General features: G+C 71.4%; 16 protein-coding genes and 2 tRNA genes. 8 read left to right on the plus strand and 10 right to left on the minus strand.

The window, feature by feature from the left end; translation table 11 throughout:
• Window positions 1–89 precede the first annotated feature (89 nt).
• Window positions 90–1,028: a ribose-phosphate pyrophosphokinase gene (locus tag ACGFH9_RS00805; RefSeq protein ID WP_355237214.1), complete on the minus strand. Its 939-nt coding sequence runs from the start codon at window positions 1,026–1,028 to the stop codon at window positions 90–92.
• 77 nt (window positions 1,029–1,105) lie between these two features.
• Between ACGFH9_RS00805 and glpK the strand changes: the two genes are divergently transcribed.
• The 3 genes from glpK (at window position 1,106) to ACGFH9_RS00820 (ending at window position 3,554) form a co-directional block, all read left to right on the plus strand.
• Window positions 1,106–2,590: a glycerol kinase GlpK gene (gene glpK / locus ACGFH9_RS00810; protein ID WP_393213331.1), complete on the plus strand. Its 1,485-nt coding sequence runs from the start codon at window positions 1,106–1,108 to the stop codon at window positions 2,588–2,590.
• Between the two features lie 3 nt (window positions 2,591–2,593).
• Window positions 2,594–3,016 (plus strand): DUF3592 domain-containing protein, encoded by a 423-nt coding sequence (locus ACGFH9_RS00815; protein ID WP_393213334.1) that lies wholly within the window; start codon window positions 2,594–2,596, stop codon window positions 3,014–3,016.
• An 88-nt stretch (window positions 3,017–3,104) separates the two neighbouring features.
• Complete coding sequence (locus ACGFH9_RS00820) at window positions 3,105–3,554, plus strand: YbaB/EbfC family nucleoid-associated protein (RefSeq protein WP_393213337.1); 450 nt, start codon at window positions 3,105–3,107, stop codon at window positions 3,552–3,554.
• 21 nt (window positions 3,555–3,575) lie between these two features.
• On the opposite strand, the gene ACGFH9_RS00825 is transcribed toward ACGFH9_RS00820, so the two are convergent.
• Entirely contained in the window at window positions 3,576–4,025 is a 450-nt protein-coding gene (locus tag ACGFH9_RS00825; protein WP_393213340.1) for a hypothetical protein, read from the minus strand.
• A 104-nt stretch (window positions 4,026–4,129) separates the two neighbouring features.
• Between ACGFH9_RS00825 and ACGFH9_RS00830 the strand changes: the two genes are divergently transcribed.
• The gene (locus ACGFH9_RS00830; RefSeq protein WP_393213343.1) at window positions 4,130–4,423 is read left to right on the plus strand and encodes a hypothetical protein; all 294 of its coding nucleotides are present in this window, start codon (window positions 4,130–4,132) and stop codon (window positions 4,421–4,423) included.
• Between the two features lie 17 nt (window positions 4,424–4,440).
• Window positions 4,441–5,337: a hypothetical protein gene (locus tag ACGFH9_RS00835; protein ID WP_393213346.1), complete on the plus strand. Its 897-nt coding sequence runs from the start codon at window positions 4,441–4,443 to the stop codon at window positions 5,335–5,337.
• 19 nt (window positions 5,338–5,356) lie between these two features.
• On the opposite strand, the gene ACGFH9_RS00840 is transcribed toward ACGFH9_RS00835, so the two are convergent.
• Window positions 5,357–6,190, minus strand: coding sequence for a phosphoribosylaminoimidazolesuccinocarboxamide synthase (locus ACGFH9_RS00840; RefSeq protein WP_393213349.1), 834 nt, complete (start codon window positions 6,188–6,190; stop codon window positions 5,357–5,359).
• Between the two features lie 138 nt (window positions 6,191–6,328).
• Between ACGFH9_RS00840 and ACGFH9_RS00845 the strand changes: the two genes are divergently transcribed.
• The gene (locus ACGFH9_RS00845) at window positions 6,329–7,660 is read left to right on the plus strand and encodes an ABC transporter substrate-binding protein (RefSeq protein WP_393213352.1); all 1,332 of its coding nucleotides are present in this window, start codon (window positions 6,329–6,331) and stop codon (window positions 7,658–7,660) included.
• A 66-nt stretch (window positions 7,661–7,726) separates the two neighbouring features.
• Here ACGFH9_RS00845 and ACGFH9_RS00850 read toward each other — a convergent pair whose 3' ends face one another.
• Entirely contained in the window at window positions 7,727–7,978 is a 252-nt protein-coding gene (locus ACGFH9_RS00850) for a hypothetical protein (protein ID WP_393213355.1), read from the minus strand.
• 173 nt (window positions 7,979–8,151) lie between these two features.
• On the opposite strand from ACGFH9_RS00850, the gene ACGFH9_RS00855 reads away from it, so the two are divergent.
• The gene (locus ACGFH9_RS00855; RefSeq protein ID WP_393213358.1) at window positions 8,152–11,922 is read left to right on the plus strand and encodes a S8 family serine peptidase; all 3,771 of its coding nucleotides are present in this window, start codon (window positions 8,152–8,154) and stop codon (window positions 11,920–11,922) included.
• 114 nt (window positions 11,923–12,036) lie between these two features.
• On the opposite strand, the gene ACGFH9_RS00860 is transcribed toward ACGFH9_RS00855, so the two are convergent.
• The 6 genes from ACGFH9_RS00860 to ACGFH9_RS00885 form a co-directional block, all read right to left on the minus strand.
• Window positions 12,037–12,113: transfer RNA gene (locus ACGFH9_RS00860), tRNA-Met, on the minus strand.
• Window positions 12,114–12,242: 129 nt separating this feature from the next.
• Window positions 12,243–12,316 (minus strand) — tRNA-Met (locus tag ACGFH9_RS00865).
• Window positions 12,317–12,376: 60 nt separating this feature from the next.
• Entirely contained in the window at window positions 12,377–13,315 is a 939-nt protein-coding gene (locus tag ACGFH9_RS00870) for a hypothetical protein (protein WP_393213361.1), read from the minus strand.
• On the minus strand, window positions 13,305–13,814 hold the full coding sequence (locus tag ACGFH9_RS00875; protein ID WP_393213364.1) for an RNA polymerase sigma factor: 510 nt from the start codon (window positions 13,812–13,814) through the stop codon (window positions 13,305–13,307). Before ACGFH9_RS00875 ends, ACGFH9_RS00870 begins: the two co-directional genes overlap by 11 nt.
• A 192-nt stretch (window positions 13,815–14,006) precedes the next feature.
• Window positions 14,007–17,003, minus strand: a complete 2,997-nt coding sequence (locus ACGFH9_RS00880) for a UPF0182 family protein (protein ID WP_393214202.1) — start codon at window positions 17,001–17,003, stop codon at window positions 14,007–14,009.
• Between the two features lie 96 nt (window positions 17,004–17,099).
• Entirely contained in the window at window positions 17,100–18,113 is a 1,014-nt protein-coding gene (locus ACGFH9_RS00885; protein ID WP_355237177.1) for a PDZ domain-containing protein, read from the minus strand.
• Window positions 18,114–18,228: 115 nt separating this feature from the next.
• Here ACGFH9_RS00885 and ACGFH9_RS00890 point away from each other — a divergent pair, with 115 nt between their 5' ends.
• Window positions 18,229–19,545 (plus strand): zinc-dependent metalloprotease, encoded by a 1,317-nt coding sequence (locus tag ACGFH9_RS00890; protein WP_393213367.1) that lies wholly within the window; start codon window positions 18,229–18,231, stop codon window positions 19,543–19,545.
• Window positions 19,546–19,642 lie beyond the last annotated feature (97 nt).

The following is a 19,642-nucleotide window of genomic DNA, read 5'->3' on the forward strand; positions in this document are numbered from 1 at the left end:
CTTGCACTTTCGGTGGCGACAAAGCGGTCTCAAGACGACATTTGGGCAACGCAAAGTGCAAGATCGGCGAGGGCGGGGGGACGTTGAGGTCAGCCGAAGAGGGCGGAGACCGACTCTCCGTTGTGAATCCGGCGCATCGCCTCGGCCAGCGCCGGAGCCACCGAGAGGACCTGGAGCTTCTCCACCCGCTTCTCGGCGGCGATGGGGACGCTGTTGGTGCAGACGATCTCCAACACCCCGTTCTGGTCGCTGAGCCGACGCAAGGCGTCGCCCGAGAACAGGCCGTGCGTGCAGGCCAACCGGATCGAGCGGACCTTGAGGTCGCGCAGGTGCTCCATCAGCTCGATCACCGTGCTGCCCTTGGCGATCTCGTCGTCCAACACGATCACGTCCCGGTCGGCGACCTCACCGATCACCGCGCTGATCTTGACCAGGTCGTCGCTGAACCGTTGCTTGGCACCGGCCGCGACGGGCGTGCCGAGCAGCCGGGCGAAGGCGGCGGCCTCCTTGGCGTTGCCCAGGTCGGGCGAGACCACGACGGTGTTGCTGAGGTCGTACCGCCGGAAGTGGGTGGCCAGCTCCCGCAGCGCGTGCAGGTGGTCGACGGGGACGCTGAAGAAGCCGTGCACCTGCGGCGAGTGCAGGGTCAGCGCGAGTACCCGGTCCGCTCCCGCCGAGGTCAGCAGGTCGGCGACGAGCCGGGCGCCGATCGAGATCCGTGGCGCGTCCTTCTTGTCCGAGCGGGCGTACGCGTAGTGCGGCAGCACCACCGTGATCCGGCCGGCGGACGCGCCCCGCGCCGCGTCGATCATCAGTAGCAGCTCGACCAGGTTCTCCTGGACCGGTGGCACCAGCGGCTGGATCAGGAAGACGTCCCGCTCGCGGCAGTTGGCCTGCAACTGCACCTCGAGACAGTCGTTGGCGAACCGGGAGACCCGCACCGGATGCAGCGGCACCCCCAGGTGGGCGCAGATCTCGGCAGCCAGATCGGGATGGGCGGTTCCACTGAAAACGGCGATGTCGCGCACGTTCGCACATCGTAGGCGAAGCGAAGGCCGACGTGACGTCGGTCGCTCCGCGTCGCCGGTTTGGGTACGGTGCTGCCGTGACCCCCGAGTACGTCGCCGCCATCGACCAGGGCACCACCTCCTCGCGGTGCATCGTCTTCGACTCCGCCGGGGAGATCGTCGCCGCGGCCCAACGCGAGCACCGCCAGATCTTTCCCCGCCCCGGTTGGGTGGAGCACGACGCCGAGGAGATCTGGGACAACGTGCAGCAGGTGGTGGCCGAGGCGCTGCGGTCCGCCGGCATCGACGCGAGCGGGCTCGCGGCGGTGGGCATCACCAACCAGCGGGAGACCACTGTCGTCTGGGACCGGGCCACCGGCCGCCCGGTGGCCAACGCCATCGTCTGGCAGGACACCCGCACCGGGCCGCTGCTGCGCGAGCTGGCCTCGGCGTACGGCGAGGAGCGCTTCCGGGCCCGCACGGGCCTTCCGCTGGCCACCTACTTCGCCGGTCCGAAGCTGCGGTGGCTGCTCGACGAGGTCGACGGTCTGCGCGAGCGCGCCGAGCGCGGCGAGGTGCTGTTCGGCACAATGGACAGTTGGCTGATCTGGAAACTCACCGGCAGGCACGTCACCGACGTGACCAACGCCAGCCGGACCCTGCTGATGGACCTGACCACCCTCGACTGGGCCCCGGAACTGCTGGACGCGCTGGGCGTGCCGGCCGCGATGCTGCCGGAGATCCGCTGCTCCGCCGAGGTGTACGGCACGGCCACCGGTGTCCTGGCCGGCGTGCCGGTGGCCAGCGCGCTCGGCGATCAGCAGGCCGCCCTGTTCGGCCAGACCTGCTTCCAACCGGGCGAGGCGAAGTGCACCTACGGCACCGGCAGCTTCCTGCTGCTCAACACCGGCGCCAGCCCGGTCCCGTCGACGCACGGCCTGCTCACCACCGTCGCGTACCGGATCAAGGACCAACCACCGGCGTACGCCCTGGAGGGTGCCATCGCGGTCACCGGTTCGCTCGTGCAGTGGCTGCGGGACAACCTCGGGCTGATCTCCTCGGCGTCCGAGGTGGAGGACCTCGCCCGCACCGTGGACGACAACGGCGGCTGCTACGTCGTGCCGGCGTTCTCCGGTCTCTTCGCCCCGCACTGGCGCAGCGACGCGCGCGGGGTGATCGCCGGCCTGACCGGCTACATCACCAAGGGACACCTGGCCCGGGCCGTGTTGGAGGCGTCGGCGTGGCAGACCCGCGAGGTGGTCGACGCGATGGACGCCGACTCCGACGTGGCGCTGCGCCGGCTCCGGGTGGACGGCGGGATGACCGCCAACGCGCTGCTCATGCAGATCCTCGCCGACGTGCTCGACGTTCCGGTGGTCCGCTCCCGGATCACCGAGACCACCTGCCTGGGTGCCGCGTACGCCGCCGGTCTGGCGGTGGGTTTCTGGCCCGACCTCGCGACCCTGCGCGCACAGTGGCGCTCCGACGCGCAGTGGGAATCGACGATGACCCCCGAGGTGCGCGAGCGGGAGTTGCGTCAGTGGCGCAAGGCCGTCCAGCGCACCCTCGACTGGGAGGAGTGAGTGATGCCGCAGGTGGTGCTGACGATCCTGGCCGGCCTTGGCCTGGCCGGGATGGCGTACGCCCTCGTCCGGTTCTGGCGCGACCTCGGCCTGCTGCGCCGGGGCGTACGGACGCCGGGTGAGGTGGTGGAGCTGCGTCCGGTCATCCGGGGGAACGGTCCCCGCACCTACTACCCGGTGGTGCGGTACCGGCCGACCGACGGTTCCGTGGTGACGGCGACGCCGGGGCGCTTCCGACAGACCCCGCTGTCGGCCGCGCCGGGGCCGGTCACCGTGGTGTACGAACCCGAGCGTCCGAACCGGATCCTCGTCGAGTCGCCGAGCGCGGCGGGAACGTCCTCGGTGCTGGTCCCGTTCGTCTCGCTGCTCACCGTCAGCGTTGTCGTGCTGGTGGTCGGCATCGGGGTCTTCGTGAAACTGGGCTGACCCGCCCTCCACAATGGTCCGGCCCCCCAGCTCCGGTTCGCGGTGGGTACCGTCGGCCGGTCAGACCGACGACGGCGGGAGGGGCACGATGAGCGGGCCGATCGGCGACACACCGAACCCGGACGTGATGGCGCAGTTGGCCGCACGGATGCGGGAGCAGTTGGGTCGCGGCGAGGAACTGCGCGGCCGGTTGACCGGGTTGACCGGTCATGCGGAGAGCGAGAACGGGTTGGTCCGCGTCACCTGCACCGCCGACGACCCGGCCCGGGAACTCCACATCGACCCACGGGCCCTGCGCCTGCCCGCCGCCGAGCTGTCGGAACTGGTCGCCGGCCTCCTGCGCGAGGCGCGGGCCGACCTGGCACGGGCGACCAGCGAGGTGATGCGTGAGGTGGGTGGTCCGGCCGGTCCGGCGACGCTCGTGCACGATCCGGCGGCGGCTCAGGCGAAGCTGGCGCAGCTCAACGACATGGTCAGCGGACCGCTCCGGGAGAGCACGGACATGCTGGAACGACTGCGGCGCCAACTGGGGGTGTGACAGTCGCCGGCCCGGAGCGGGTCAGTGGCTGCGCCGCACCCGCTTCGCGGCCGCCCGCAGATAGACGACGGCGAGCGCCACCATGGCGGCCAGCAGGGCCGAGCCCACCAGCAGCGGGGCGATGAGCCAGGCCATCAGGCTGACGGTGGCCCGGTCGCCGTTGGCCCAGCCGTCGACCCGCTCGCCGGCGCGAAGCGAGCCGCCGCCCACCGGGCCGCTGACCACCCTTCCGTCGGACATGTTCCAGGTGCCCCGGCACCGCTGGGTCCCCTTGGGACCACCGTTGTCACAGGACTCGACCTGGATGCTCACCCGCTCGGCGCCGATCAGATTGCGGCCGAGGCCGACGGGCAGTACCAGGAGGGCCAGGAGCAGCACGATTGGTATCGCCACCCGCTGCCAGCGCGGCCGGCGGGCCATCCGGGCCGCGTAGTTGTCGGGGGGCGTCGACGCGGACGGTCCGGCTGGCATGGGTCGCAGGCTACCAGCGACGGGCACTCACGCCCATCCATGATCCTGTTAGGCTGTCCGGGCTCCGGCAGCATGAACATCGATCGCGTACACGGGGAGAGTCGATGATCGAGGTTGATCCGCCGGCGATCCGTGCGCTCGGCGACACGATCGAACGTCAGGTCGGGCCGCCCCTCGACGCCTGCGCCGAACTGCTGGCCTCCGCCCGCCTCATCGAACACAGCAACTTCACCTCGGTGGTGCCACAGCTCGCTGTCGCCTACGTGGGCGCGATCGAGTTCGTCGAGGAGCAGCTGCGCACCAAGCGCGAGCATCTCGCCGAGGTCCGGTCCCGGTTGGCCCGCACGGCGGACAACTGGGAGGCCGCGGAGGCCGCCAGCACGATCGCCCCCCGCTGAGACCGTCGGAGACCGACATGGCAAACCCCAGCTACCCCGCGGCCGCCGCGAAGATCGCGATGGCGGAGATCAGCGTGGCCGCCTCGGTCATTCCCGCCGCCTGGCCGATCGCCCAGATCGTCTACTTCAACCAGTGCGACCCCGAGGCGATCATGCGCAGGGGCGGCGACTGGCTGGCCATGTACGACCAGCTCGGCACCGCCCACGGCAACCTCGACGACGCCCTCGCGACCCTGACCCCGGCCCAGTGGAGCGGCAAGGACCGCGACGCGTTCGGGGCGCACATCAACGCGTACGGCGTCCAGGTCGTCGGCACCCAGGTGCTGACGGTCACCGTGGGCGTCACGATGCTCTGCGTCGGCGCCGCCCTGCTCTGCCTCGTCGTGGCGTACGCGGTGGTATCCACGATCCTGCTGGCCTTCGCCACCTTCATCGTGGCGGCCTCGGCGACCGTCGTCGGAGCGCCCGCCGCGGCGTCGGCCGAGGCCACGGCAGCCTCCTTCGCCGCCTCGGCGCTCAGTTTCCTGAAGGGGATCGAGACGATGGCCGAGGCGGTCGCCACCGGCGGAGCGGCGGCCATCGCGGGCGCCGCCTCGTTCGACGTCGGCACCCACCTGGGCAGCGGCGACGTCGGGGTGCTGAAGGACCTGGTCCAGGCCACCGTCGACGGGCTCGACAACGTGGCCGCCGGGTTCCTGTCCAAGTGGGAGCGCGACTTCGTGGGCTACGGCATCCACAGCGGCGCCCGCCACGCGGTCGGTTCCCCGACCGGACCCGGCTACCTGGTCTACGGAGGCGGCACCCAGGTCGCGCCAGCCGGAACGGACGGCGACGGGGACACCGTCTGGGGCACCTCGGGCGTGGTCGACAACCTGTGGTCGAGGTTGTTCGGCAACGACGCCTGGAACCACTGAGGGCCCCGGGGCGGCGCGGTCACTCCCAGCGGTTGCCGGTGAGCTTCTCGTACACCTCGACGTAGCGGGCGCGGGTCGCCTCGACGACCTCGGCGGGTACGTCCGGCGCGGGCGGCAGCTTGTTCCAGCCGCCGCCGGTGGCCCAGTCCCGCACGTACTGCTTGTCGTAGGAGAACTGCACGCGGCCCGGCTGGTACGACTCGGCCGGCCAGAAGCGCGACGAGTCGGACGTCAGCAACTCGTCGGCGAGTACCAGGGTTCCGTCCGGCGCCCAGCCCAGCTCGATCTTGGTGTCGGCGACCAGGATGCCCCGGTCGGCGGCCAGCTCCGCGCCGCGCCGGTAGATGTCGATGGTGATCTGCCGGAGCCGTTCGGCGGTCGCCTCGCCCACCTTGTCCACCACGTCGGCGTAGGTGATCGGCTCGTCGTGCTCACCGGCCGGCGCCTTGCTCGACGGGGTGAAGATCGGCTCGGGCAGGATCGACGCCTCGTCGAGCCCGCGGGGCAGCGATACGCCGGAGACCGCGCCGGTGCGCTCGTACTCCCGCAGGCCGCCACCGGTGAGGTAGCCGCGGGCGACGCACTCGACGGGAACCATGTCGAGTCGCTGGCAGCGGATCGCCCGGCCGGCGAACTCGGCCGGCACGTCGGTGGCCGAGATGACGTGGTTCGGCACCAGGTCGGCCAGTTGCTCGAACCACCACAGCGACAGCGCGGTCAGGAGCCGGCCCTTGTCCGGGATCGGCGTCGGCAACGCCACGTCGTAGATCGAGATGCGGTCCGACGCGACCAGGATCAGGTCGTCGCCGTCGGCGTACACATCCCGGACCTTGCCCGAGTGCAGAAGTTCCACGCGCCCTAGTACACCACGTGACCGGGCAGCGCCTGTTGCGGCCACCCATCCGACCGGGGTGACCGGACGGACGTTGACACCCTCGTGCGCCGCCTGCGTGAATGGTCCGGCCCCCGTCCGTTGGTGCCAGGAGACCCCGTGCCCGCTGTTCGTCCCACGCTCGACCGGTTTGGCGCCGACCCGGGCCGACGCCGGGTGCTCAGCGCGCTGCTCGGCGCTCCCCTGCTGGCCACCGGTGGGCTGGCCGGGTGCAGCGACGGCGCCGACACCTCGACCGGGAACGCGCCGGTGGAGCTGTCGGTCTTCTGGTGGGGCGGAGCGAAGCGGGCCGAGCTGACGGAGAAGGCCCTCCGGCTGTACTCGGAGCGCAACCCGGGGGTCACCTTCCGGGTCACCTGGCAGGGCGCCGACGGCTACTACGAGCGGCTGGCCACCCAGGCGGCCGGTGGCAACGTTCCGGACCTGATCCAGCTCGACGACTCGATGTTGGCCGAGTACACCCAGCGTCAGATCGTCCTGGATCTGACCGATGCGATCGGCGATCACCGACTGGACCTGCGTGGTTTCCCGGAGGGTCTAATCCGCTACGGCACGGTGGACGGGCGGACGACAGGGGTGGCCGCCGGGCAGACACTCGCGGCTGTGGTCTTCAACCGCGACCTGCTGCGCGAGCTGCGGGTACCCGAGCCGCGCAGCGGGACGTCCTGGGCGGACTACATCGCGTGGGCACAGCAGGTCACCGAGGCCAGCGACGGTCAGGTGGCCGGCACGATGGACGCGTCCGGCGACTATCGCGCCCTCTGGCTCTGGCTCCGGTCCCAGGGCGGCGAGTTCTACCGGGGGCGGGAGCTCGGCTTCGGCGCCGACGAGCTGATCGCCTGGTTCGAGCTGTGGCAGCGCGCCCGCGCCGGGCGGGCCACACCGGGCGCGGCTCTGGTCGAGCAGGCCGACAGCGGGGAGCCGTCCCGGCAACCGGTGGTCACCGGGTTGACGGCCGCCTCCTTCGCGTGGTCCCACCAACTGCCGGAGCTGCAACGACTCACCGACTCCGAGCTGGGTGTGGTGGGCTTCCCCGGTCCTGCGGGCGCCCAGTGGCCGCGGGCGTCGATGTACTGGGCCGGTTTCCGGGGCACCCGCCATCCGGACACGGTGGCCGACGTGATCAACTTCTTGACCACCAACGGCGAGGCCGGCACGGTCCTCGGCCACGAGCGCGGCCTCAACCCCAGCCTCGCCGTCCGCCGGTACGCCCAGGGCAGCATCACCGACCCGGCGCAGCGGCGCGCCGCCGCCCTCGGCGACAGCCTGGCCGACCAGCTCGGGCCGGCGCCGGAGCCACCGCCGAAGGGTCATGCCAAGGTGCGCACCCTGCTGGTCACCGCCGCCGAGCGCGTCCGGGTCAAGCGGGACGGCACCCCCGAGGCCACCGCCCGCTTCCTGTCCCAGGCCATCGGCGCCCTCGCGGGCTGAGCCCGCCGGCCGTTCCGCGCGGCGGTCACCCGTCGAACGCGGTCCTGCGCCGGACGGCGCCGCCGCTCAGCGCGGCGGACCGCCACGGCGGTTGCGCGTCAGTCGCAGCACCAGGAACACGATGATCGCCACCACCACGAGGCAGCAGAGCAGCCCGAGGAAACCGAAGCCGCCACCACGGGAGCGCCGCCGCGCGGCCTCCACCACCAACTCGCCGGTGCCCGTGGACGCCCAGGCCGCGACCGGCACGAAGACCGCGAGAACAACCGCACCGAGGACCGCGCTGAACCGGCCCCACCACCTACCGAAAGAAGACATGCGCCCATCCTCGCCGAAGGGCGCAACGTCGGCACGGCGGTCCACGCCAAATTCACGGGGACCGGGCCCGACCGCCCGCGCAATGTGCCCGCAACCGCACGGTAAAGACGATGATCTTTACATGAATCCATTGAGGTGATCAGATTCGGCAACTGGTCACCTCAGGAGGCACTGTGCGGTTCTCTCCCACCCGAAGATCTGCGGCAGCAGCGGTCGGCGTCACCCTCGTCGCCGCTCTCGTCACCCCGACGACGGCCCACGCCGCTCCGGCGGCCCCGGCACCGCCGGCACCACCCGGTCGGGCCGCTGACGCCCACGCCTCTCCCGTGACGGTCACCCTCATCACCGGCGACCGGGTGACCGTGACCCCCGGGCGCGACGGTGCCACGCCCACGGTGGACGTCGCGCGCGCGTCGGGCGCCACCGGCTCCGTACGCGTCGCCACCGAGGGCGGCGACACCTACGTGTATCCGGACGAGGCGTTGCCATACCTGGCGACCGGCCGCCTCGACAAGCAACTCTTCGACGTCACGCAACTCATCGCACAGGGCTTCGACGACGCACGGGCCAGCGCGCTCCCGCTGATCGTCACCCGCGCCACGGACTCGGCGACGCTCCGGACCCGCACCGACCTGCCGGGCGCGGAGACCACCCTGGACCTGCCGTCGGTCCGTGGCCAGGCGATCCGTGCCCACCGCCCGCAGGCTGCCGACTTCTGGTCGGCCCTCACCGCCGGACGTTCCGACACAGCGGCGTCCACGACCCGCTCGGCCGACGCCGCGACGCCCTCCTTCGCCGCCGGCGTCGACAAGGTGTGGCTCGACAGCAGGGCGAAGGCGGCCCTCGCCGACACCACCGCGCAGGTCGGCGCACCGGCCGCCTGGGCCGCCGGTGGAACGGGCAGCGGCGTACGGGTGGCCGTGCTGGACACCGGAGTGGACACGACCCACCCCGACCTCGCGGACCAGGTCGTGGCGTCCCGCAGCTTCATCCCCGGCCAGGACGTCATCGACCGCAACGGGCACGGCACCCACACCGCGTCCACGGTCGCCGGGACGGGTGCCGCCTCCGACGGCCGGGAGCGGGGGGTCGCCCCCGGCGCCGACCTGGTCATCGGCAAGGTCCTCGACGAGTTCGGGAGCGGATCGACCTCGGGGATCATCGCCGGCATGGAATGGGCGGCGCGGACCGAACACGCCAAGGTGATCAACATGAGCCTCGGCGTCAGCACCTGGCACAGCCAGGATGATCCGCTGAGCCAGTCCGTCAACCAACTGAGCGCCGAGACCGGTGCTCTCTTCGTCGTCGCCGCCGGCAACGGCGGCCCGGACCCGTACACCCTGGGAGCGCCGGGGACCGCGGACGCCGCGCTGACCATCGGCGCGGTGGACGCCACCGACCACCTGGCCGACTTCTCCAGCGCCGGACCCCGGATGATCGACGACGGCCTCAAACCCGACCTGACCGCCCCGGGGGTGGACGTGCTGGCGGCACGCTCGCAGCACATCGAGTGGGGCGAGGGCTTCTACCGGCTGGACAGCGGCACCTCCATGGCGGCGCCGCACGTCGCCGGCGCCGCCGCCCTGCTGGCACAGAAGCACCCGACCTGGAGCGCCGGGCAGATCAAGGACGCCCTCATGAGCACCACTGTGCCCACGCCCGACTACAGCGCCTACCGGGCCGGCACTGGCCGGTTGAACGTCGCCGCCGCCTACCACCAGGACCAGATCATCGCGACCGGATCGGTCGACGCGGGTCTCGTCCGGTGGTCGCCGCGTACGCAGCCGCAGCGCATCACCCGGAAGATCACCTACACCAACACCACGAGCAGCGCCGTCACGTTGGCGCTCTCCGTCGACGGCACGGACGCCCCCGCCACGACCTTCACGGCGGGCGCCACCCGGCTGACGGTGCCGGCACAGGGCACCTCGACGGTGGACGTGGTGGTGGACCCGAAGGGCCTCGCCCCCGGCCGGTACTCGGCCCGGGTCACCGCCCGCCACGCCGCCGGTGTCGTGCACACGGCCGTCGGGATCGCGGTGGAGTCCAAGAAGTACGACCTCACGATCCGACTGAAGGACCGCGCCGGCCGGCCCATGAGTGGTGAGGTCGAGGTCGTCGGTGCCGACGGCGTCTCGACCTTCATGTGGGTACCGGACGGACAGCTGATCAGCCGCTGGACGCCCGGCTCCTACACGGTCGTCGGCGCCGTCGACGTCAAGGGTCTGCACGGCGACCGTTCGCTCGGCCTCGCGCTGCTGACCGTGCCCGAGGTGGAGCTGACGGCCGACCGGGTCGTCGACCTCGACGCCTCGAAGGCACGTGAGGTGAAGGTGGCGACACCCCAGCCGACCGCCATCACCAACAGTCGCATCGACGTCTACCGCTCGTTCACCTCTCGCGAGCCGACGCCCAGCGACACGAGCGCCCTGCACGAGACGTTCTGGCCCGGCGCCACCTACGACAGCCTCTGGGCACTGCCGACCAGGGGCACGGTGCGACAGGGCAGCTTCGTCTTCACGACCCGCATCCGGGCGGAGCAGACACCGCTGGAGATCAGCCACGAGGGCCGTCGCATCGGTGACCCCCTCGCACAGCCGGGCGCCCACCCGCTGACCGACGGCACCACGCGCCTCGACGCCGTCTTCGCCGGCACCGGCTCGACGGCTGACTACACCGGGGTGTCGGCCCGTGGCAGGGCCGTCGTCGTCCGGCGGGACGACGCCGTACCCCCGTCGGAGCGGGTGAAGGCGGCAACCGCCGCCGGCGCGGCGCTGCTCCTGGTCGTCAACGACCGCGAGGGCCGCGCCAGCGAGTGGTACGGAAACTCCGACGGTACGACGAACGGACCGCTCCCGGTCGCGTCGCTGATCGCGGGTGCGGGCGAAGACCTGATCAGCAGGATCACCGCCGCCGGCCGCAAGGGGGTACGCCTCACGGTCACCGCCCATCCGTCGTCGAGATACCTGTACGACCTGGTCGACTACCACCGCGGCGGGGTACCCGAGGATCCGTCGCCCAGGACGGACCCGAAGCACCTCGCCCGGATCGACCTCGTGTTCGCCCCGCCGCCCGGGCAACAGGCTGCCGAGACGCGGACCGACCTCCCGCCGTACGAGTGGGCGGCCGCCCGCGGTTTCCGCTTCCAGCCGGTGGCCCCGGGGCCGCGTACCGACTGGGTCTCGGCCGGCGACGGTGTCCGGTGGAAGCAGTTCGCGGACGTCGTCAACTGGGGACGGTCGAACACCGACGAGATCGCCTACCGGCCGGGCAGCGTCCAGAAGGACCGCTGGTTCGGGCCCATCACACGACCGCGCCTGCTGACGTACGACATCCCGTTCCGCAGCGACTTCGGGATGAGCGCCTACATCCAGGGATTCGGTGACGCGGGTGCCGCGCACAGCGGCGGCGCGGCCATGCTGCAACGGATCTCGTTCTACCAGGGCGACAGACAACTCGTGCAGTTCGAGAACTGGCCGGAGCTGTTCGCCGGTGACCTGCCGGCGCAGACGTCGCCGTACCGGCTGGTCGTCGAGACGGAGACCAAGCCCGAGTACAGCCCGTACTCCTCGAGCACGCGTACCGACTGGACGTTCTTCTCCGGTGCCGTCACCGAGGTGCAGGCGATGCCGCTGGTCCAGTTGGACTACGGCACCGACGTGGACCTGGCGGGCCGCGCACCGCGCAGGAGCGACCTCACCATCACCCCGGTGGTGGTGGGCAGCACCGCCGCGAAGGACGGGGTCTCCTCGCTCGCTCTGGAGGTCTCGTACGACGACGGGCGCACCTGGCAGCGGCAGAGCCTCAAGGAGCGCAAGGGCACCTGGACGGCGGCCCTGAACGCGCCGGGCCAGGCCGGGTACGTGTCGATCCGCGTCACCGCGCAGCAGCGCAACGGCGGTGGCGTCACCCAGACCGTCATGCGGGCCTTCGGCCTGAAGTGACGTCCGTGCGGGGGCCGGTCTGCGCCGGCCCCCGCGCGCGACGGCGGCGCCGTCGCCGGAACCAGAAAACCCGGCCCCCCATCAGGGGAACCGGGTTCTGTCGTGCACTTTCCGTGGTAGCGGGGACAGGATTTGAACCTGCGACCTCTGGGTTATGAGCCCAGCGAGCTACCGAGCTGCTCCACCCCGCGTCGGCTGTTCAAGCTTAACCCATGCAACCCGGCGATGATCAGCGGGGGTCACCGCCGGGCAACCGCGCGAGCGGACGCGACAATGACGAAAGCCCGCCCCCGGAATCCGGAGGCGGGCTTTCTCTTTCGTAGCGGGGACAGGATTTGAACCTGCGACCTCTGGGTTATGAGCCCAGCGAGCTACCGAGCTGCTCCACCCCGCGTCGGCTCGTTAACCGTAGCGCACCGACCCGGGGCACCGCAAAACGACTCCGATACCGCCGTCAGCCGAGCCAGTTCTCGATCGCCGCGACAGCCCGTCGGCTGTCGGCGTCGACCTGCGCGCGCTCGGCCGCGGTGTACTCCCAGCCCTGCTCCCAGAGCACCGTCACCACGTCGTCGACCCGGAAGGCCCGGACCAGCCGCACCTCGTACGCGCCCGGGTCACCCATCCCCGGCGGGTACGGGGAGCGCAGCTCGAACAGCACCGACTCGTCGCCGTACACCCCCGGGTCCAGCAGGCGCTGCCGCCAGGTCCTGCTGTCGTCGGGCATCTTCTGCTCGGGGCAGGCGCGCACGGCCTGCCGCAGCTCCCGAATCGCGTCGTCGGCACGGCCGGGCCGGTAGATGGTGATGCTGTGCCGGTAACTGCCAGCCGGCACGCTCCCCGCCGGGGCCCCCGGCGTCTTGTAGGCGATCGACCTGGCGCGGCGCTGCACCACCGCCGACTCGCTGGCGTATCGGGTGTCGCACAGCGGCGGCAGGATCGGGCCGCCGGCGGTCGACTCCAGGCCCGTCCGGTTGGCGGCGGCCAGGGCGAAGAAGGCGCGGTCCGGGATCGAGGTCGGCGGGTGGGCGTTCACCGCGCCGGTGGGTGTGGCGGGCCGCGTACCCCCCGGGGTGGTGCGCGACGGCGTCGGACCCGACGACCCGGCCGCGGACGACGCGGACGGCACGGGGGTCGGGGTGGGAGTCACCCCGCTCGGTGTCGGGGCCGGCGTGCCGGCCGGTGGCGGCAGCGGCGCGGACCCGTCCGCGGTGAACATCAGGCGTCCACCGACGGCCACCCCGCCGAGCAGCACCGCCACCGCGAGCGCGCTGCCGGCCATCCGGACGCGCGCCTGCCGGTCGGCGTGCCGCCGGACCACCTCGGGACGTGCCACCGTCACCTCGTCCGCGCTGACGGTGAGCGACCGGTACAGGTCGGAGATTTCAGCTGACATCGTTCGCCTCCAGCTCGTCGATGTGGACGTCGGGCAGCAGCGCGGCCAGCCGGGACCGGCCGCGGGACAACCAGGACTTGACGGTGCCGACCGGCACGTCGGCCTCCCGGGCGATCTCCTCCACCGGCAGGTCGAAGAGGTAGTGCAGGGCCAGCGCCTGTCGCTGTGCGGGCGGCAGTTGGCGCAGCGCGCCCACGAGTAGCACCGCGTCCTCACCCGGAGGGGGCGCGGTCGGTGGCGGCCCGCTGCGGCTCAGCAGCACCCGCCAGCGGTGCAGGTGCCGCCAACGGTCGTTCGCCAACCGGGACACCACCAGCCGTAGCCACGCCTCCGGCGCCGGATGCTCGGCCAGCCGCCCCCACTGCCGCCAGGCCCGCGCGAACGCCTCCTGCACGACGTCCTGCGCCTCGGTGTGGTCGCCGGTCACCGCGTAGCCGTACCGCATCATCCGCCGCGAGGTGCCGCGGTAGAAATCGTCGAAGCTCTGTGCGTCCCTCACGACTGCCTCCCCCTTGTCCGCGCCCCGATGCATCAAGGACGGCGGGGAGCTGGTGTGGGTTGCGGGTCGGCCGGACAAACCGTGTCGGAGAGGCGACAGGCTGGCATACGGTACGGACGCGACGGAGCCCCCGGCGTCCAGACCCGGGTGGGTCCGACGACGAGGGCTCCGGTGTGCTCCGCAGGCGGCCGGTCAGCCGCCCGGGGTGGCCGACGGCGACGGGGGTGCCCCGCCGTTCGGGTTGGCCGCCTGCTGCGCCTGCTGGAACGCGGTAAGCGCCTCGTCCAGCGCCTTCAGCGCGCGACCGTACCGCTCGAAGTCCCCGGACGTCTGCGCGGCGCGGACCTCGGTGATGGCGGTCTGCACCCGGTCCGCGGCGGCGGCCAGCGCGCCGGTCGGCGGCGGGGTCGCACTGCCCGGCGCCGGGGTCGTGCTGCCCGGCGTCGGCGGCGCGCTCGGCGACGGGTTGGTCGGGTTACCTCCCGTGGTGGGCGGGGGCGAGGTGCCCTGCCCGGCCTTCTTACCCTGATCGACCAACTGCTTGATGCCGTCGTTGATGTTGTCGGCGAGCGCCACGAACGAGCCGCCGTCACCGTAGGAGAGCAGCACCTTCTGCAGCAGCGGGTACGCGTCCTGCTGGTTGCTCTTCACGTAGACCGGCTCGACGTAGAGCATGCCGTCGGCGAAGGGCAGCGACAGCAGGTTGCCGTACTGCACCTGAGCCTGGTTGCTGGAGAGCAGGTTGAGCTGCTGTCGGATGTTCGCGTTGTTGGTCATCTGCTGGTGCACCTGCACCGGCCCGGAGATCCGGGTCTGGTCCGGCAGCTCCAACACCTCGAGCCGCGGCTTGCCGTCGACGTACGACCCGGAGATCAGCGCGGCCAGGTTCTGCCGGCCGTTCGGGGTGACCGCCGAGGTGAGCTGGAAGCGCGGGCTCTCCTGCCCCGGGAACTGGGTGAAGAGGTAGTACGGCGGCTGCTTCTGGCCGCTGTCCGGCGCGTCCGGCACGTTCGGCACCTGCCAGAAGTCCTGCGCCGAGTAGAAGTCACCCGGGTTGGTCACGTGGAACTTGGTGAGCAGGTTGCGCTGCACCTTGAACATGTCCGCCGGGTAGCGCAGGTGCTCGGTCAGCTCGGGCGGGATGTCCGCCTTCGGCTTGATCAGGTCACCGCCGAAGGCCTTGTTCCATGCCTTGAGCACCGGGTCGGTGTCGTCGTACTCGTAGAGCGTCACCGTGCCGTCGTACGCGTCGACGGTGGCCTTCACCGAGTTGCGCATGTAGTTGACGTTCTCCCGGGCCAACTGGAAGGTGCCCCGGTTGGTCAGCTCGTCGGTCGTCTCGACCTGGAGGTTGACGCGCTCGGCGTACGGGAAGGTCGCGGCCGTCGTGTAGCCGTCGACGATCCACTGCACCCGGCCGTCGACCACCGCCGGGTACGGGTCACCGTCGAGGGTGAGGAACGGCGCGACCTTCTCCACCCGGTCCCGCGGGTTACGCACGTACAGCAGCTTGGAGTCCTTGTTGATCGCCTCGGTGAGCAGGAAGTTCGACTCCTGCTCCTTGATGGCGTACAGCAGCCGTCGGCTGAAGGAACCGATCTTGACGCCGCCCTCACCGGTGTAGGTGTAGGACTCGCCGCCACCCTCACCGACCGGCCTGTCGAACTCGGCCTTCTTGTTCGGGTCGGACTGCCCGACGATCGCGTAGTCGTCGGGCGCCATCCGCTCGCCGTAGTAGATGCGCGGCTGCTTGGCGGGAATCTGCTCGGTCTGCGAGGAGCACGCCTCCTGGGTCCGCTCGCCGAGGAAGCCCGAGACGAAGAAGGGCTGCCCGCCGCACACCACCTGGTTCGCCGGGGCGGCCACCAGGCCGTACCCGTGGGTGTAGACGGTGTGCCGGTTGATCCAGGTGTTCTGCTGGTCGGTCAGCTCACCGTAGTTGATCTCCCGTACGCCGACGACGTAGTCGGAGGTCTTGCCGTTGACCCCGTACCGGTCGATGTCCAGCTTGGGGCCGAAGTCGTAGAAGCCCCGCACCTGCTGGAGCTGGGTGTACGTCTCGCTGACCAACTGCGGGTCGAGCAGCCGCACGTTCGACACGACGGACGTGTCGGTGGCCAGGTTCGCCGGTGGCGTCAGGTTGTTCGCCGCGTACGGAGTGGTCTCGGTGCCGCCCAACCCGAACGCCACACGTGTCGCGTCGATGCTGCGCTGGATGTACGGCGCTTCCTTGTCCTTGGCGCTCGGCTTCACCTCGAAGGTCTGCACCGCCCACGGGTAGATGCCGCCGATCGCCACCGCGGAGACGCCCAGCAGTGCGAGGGAGATGCCCGGCCACACCAGGTTCCGCATCCAGGCGTTGGAGAACACGATGATCGCGATGGCCACCACGACCGAGATGTACGCCAGGATCTCCTTCGCCGGCAGCAGCGCGTTGACGTCCGCGTAGCCGGCACCGTACAGCTTGGCGCCCTCGTTGTACTCCAGCAGCATCGCCCGGCGGTCCAGCACGTACGCGAGGGCCTTGAGCAGGACGAACACCGCGACGAGGCTGCTCAGGTGCGCGCGCGCCGCGTTGCTCATCCGGTCGCCGACGCCCTGTAGGCGAACCCCGCCGAAGAGGTAGTGCACCGCCAGCGCGCCGATCAGCGCCAGCACCACGGCGGTGAAGCCGACACCGAGCAGGTAGCGCCAGAACGGGAGCTGGAAGACGTAGAAGCCGATGTCGACCCCGAACTCCGGGTCCTTGATCCCGAAGTCACCACCGTTGCGGAACAGCAGCCACTGGTTCCACCGGCCCTGCGCGGACAGGCCGGCGAAGAGGCCGATCACGGCGGCGGCCAGCGCGATCCACGTGCCGAGGCGTGGGCTCAGCGCCATCCGGTAGCGCTCCAGCGTGGCCTGCTCCACCGAGTGCGGTCGCAGCCGCGGCCGCAGCCGGTACGCCAGCCACAGGTTGCCGCCGACGACCACCGCCATGCCGACACCGATGGCGAGGAACAGCAGCAGTCTGGTGACGAGCACACCGGTGAAGACCTCGGTGTAGCGCACCTCGTCGAACCAGAGCCAGTCGGTCCACGCCTGTACGCCCCAGCCGAGCAGGGTGAAGAGCACGAACACCCCGACCAGGACGGCGATCGTGACCCTGCCGCGCCGGCTCATCCTCGGCAGAGGGCTGCTGCTACGCATTACCACTGTTGGCTCCGCACGCTCGATGTGATCGGCTCCGATCAGGCACCCAGAGTACGGGGTGTTCCTGAGCGTGTCGGGGCACGGTCACACGGGTCAGCAGCGGGTCGGCTGACCACCCGCGCGCAGCGTGTCCAACGCGGTCAGCGCCTCGTCCAGCGAGCCCACCTTCAGCAACGGCAGGTCGGGCTGTGGGTTACGGACCGCCTCGGCGCAGTTGTCCGCCGGCACCAGGAAGACCTTGGCCCCGGCCCGCTTCGCGCCGACCAGCTTCTGGGCGATTCCGCCGATGGGGCCGACGGTGCCCTCGTCGTCGATGGTGCCGGTGCCCGCGATGACCTTTCCACCGGTGAGGTCGGCCGGGGTCAGCTTGTCCACGATGCCCAGGGCGAACATCAGGCCGGCGCTCGGTCCGCCGATGTCCTCCAGGTCGATGCCCAGGGTGAACGGGTGCGGCTGCTGCTGGTCGATCTCGACCCCGATCCGCGGCCGGCCGTCCTGCTCCCGACTGGTCACCGTCGCGGTGGCCGCCGCGCCGTCGCGCGTGTAGCCGATGGTCAGCGCCGTACCCGCCGGCTTGGCCCGGATCAGCTCGGTGACCTTGGCGGCCACCGGCACCGGCTTACCGTCGACCGACGTGACCACGTCGCCGACCCTGAGCACCCCGGCGGCCGGGCCGTCCGCCGCCACCGTCTTGATCACCACCTGGACCGGAAAGCCCAGTTCCCGCAGCGCGGCGGTCTCGGCGCTCGTCTGCGACACCTTGAAGTCCTCGGCGTTGCGCTGCTCGACCTGCTCGGTCGACTCTCCCGGCGGGTAGACCAGCTCGCGCGGTACCACCGCCTCGTCGTCGGAGAACCAGCCGGCGATCGCCGAGCGGAGCCGCACCGTCGGCTGCACCCCCACGGTCGTCAGTCGGAGCTGGCCCGCGGAGGTGGAGGTCTCCCGGCCGGTGACCTGGATGACCTCCTTACCGTCGGTCGTTCCGAGGGTGTTGACCGTCGGACCCGGGCCGAGCACCACGTACGGGATCGGCACCCGGAGCACCCCGATGCTCAGCAGGGCGGTGAACAGGGCACCGAGCAGGACCGTCAGGCCGCGACGTCTCATGCGCCAGAGCGTACCGATCGCTGCCGACCCGTCCGACGGATGCGCCACGCGACTTCGCCCTCAGCGCAACGCCAGCGGCGGCTACCTGGGGCGCGGCCCGCGTACCGTAGACGTCGTGCCTGATATTCCGTTCGGTTTCGCGCTCCCGGGTGGGCAACCACCAGACCCCAACGATCCCGCGCAGATGCAGCAGTTCATGTCGCAGTTGCAGCACCTGCTCTCGGCGCCGGGCAGCGGGCCGGTCAACTGGGACCTGGCCCGGCAGGTGGCCGCCAGCCAGCTCGCCGCCAGCGGCGACCCGGCCGTGTCGCCGTACGAGCGTCACGCGGTCGAGGAGGCGTTGCGCCTGGCCGACCTGTGGTTGGAGCCGGCCACGGCGTGGCCGTCCGGCATCCAGTCCCCGGTCGCGTGGAACCGCAACGAGTGGATATACAAGACGCTCGACGTGTGGCGCAAGCTCTGCGACCCGGTGGCCAGCCGGATGGTCGGCGCGATGGGCGACCTGGTGCCGCCGGAGGCGCGCGCCCAGCTCGGCCCGATGCAGTCGATGGTGGCCACCCTCGGTGGCGCGCTCTTCGGTGGTCAGCTCGGTCAGGCTCTCGGCTCGCTCGCCGCGGAGGTGCTCTCCGCCGGTGACATCGGCCTCCCGCTCGGCCCGGCTGGCACGGCCGCGCTGATCCCGGCCAACATCCGCGCGTACGGCGAGGGCCTGGAACTCCCCGAGGACGAGGTACGCCTCTACGTGGCGCTGCGCGAGGCCGCCCACCAGCGGCTCTTCCAGCACGTTCCGTGGCTGCGCGGGCACGTGCTCAGCGCCGTGGAGATGTACGCCTCGGGCATCCGGGTCAACCGGGAGGCGATCGAGGAGGCGATGGGCCGGGTCGACCCGACCGACCCGGAGTCGATGCAGGCGATCGCCCTGGAAGGCATCTTCACCCCCGAGGACAGCCCGGCCCAGAAGGCCTCGCTGGCCCGACTGGAGACCGCGTTGGCCCTGGTCGAAGGCTGGGTGTGCCACGTGGTGGACAGCGCCGCCAGCGACCGGCTGCCCAACGTCGTCCGGCTCGGCGAGGCGTTCCGCCGCCGCCGTGCCGCCGGTGGCCCCGCCGAGCAGACCTTCGCGGCGCTCGTCGGCCTGGAGCTGCGCCCGCGCCGGCTGCGCGAGGCGGCGGCCCTGTGGGCGGCGCTCACCCAGCACCGCGGCATCGAGGGCCGGGACGCCGTCTGGGGTCACCCGGACCTGCTCCCGTCGGACGACGACTTCGCCGACCCGGTCGCGTTCGCCATGAACGACATGGACCTGAGCGAGCTGGACAGCTTCGACTTCACGGCCCCGGGCGGCGCGCACGAGAAGGCGCCGGGCGAGGCCGACGACACCGAGGACGAGGGCGGCAACGACGGCAGCGGCACGGACGGCGGCACCAGGAGCTGACGCGGCCAGGCCGGACGCACGCGCCGATCCGGTGGCGGGCGTCCGGCACAAGCCCGGCTCGGTGATCCACTCGGCTTCCGGAAAGGCGGCTCGTCCG

The sequence above is a fragment of the Micromonospora sp. NPDC049102 genome (assembly GCF_043197485.1).
Taxonomy (GTDB): Bacteria; Actinomycetota; Actinomycetes; order Mycobacteriales; family Micromonosporaceae; genus Micromonospora.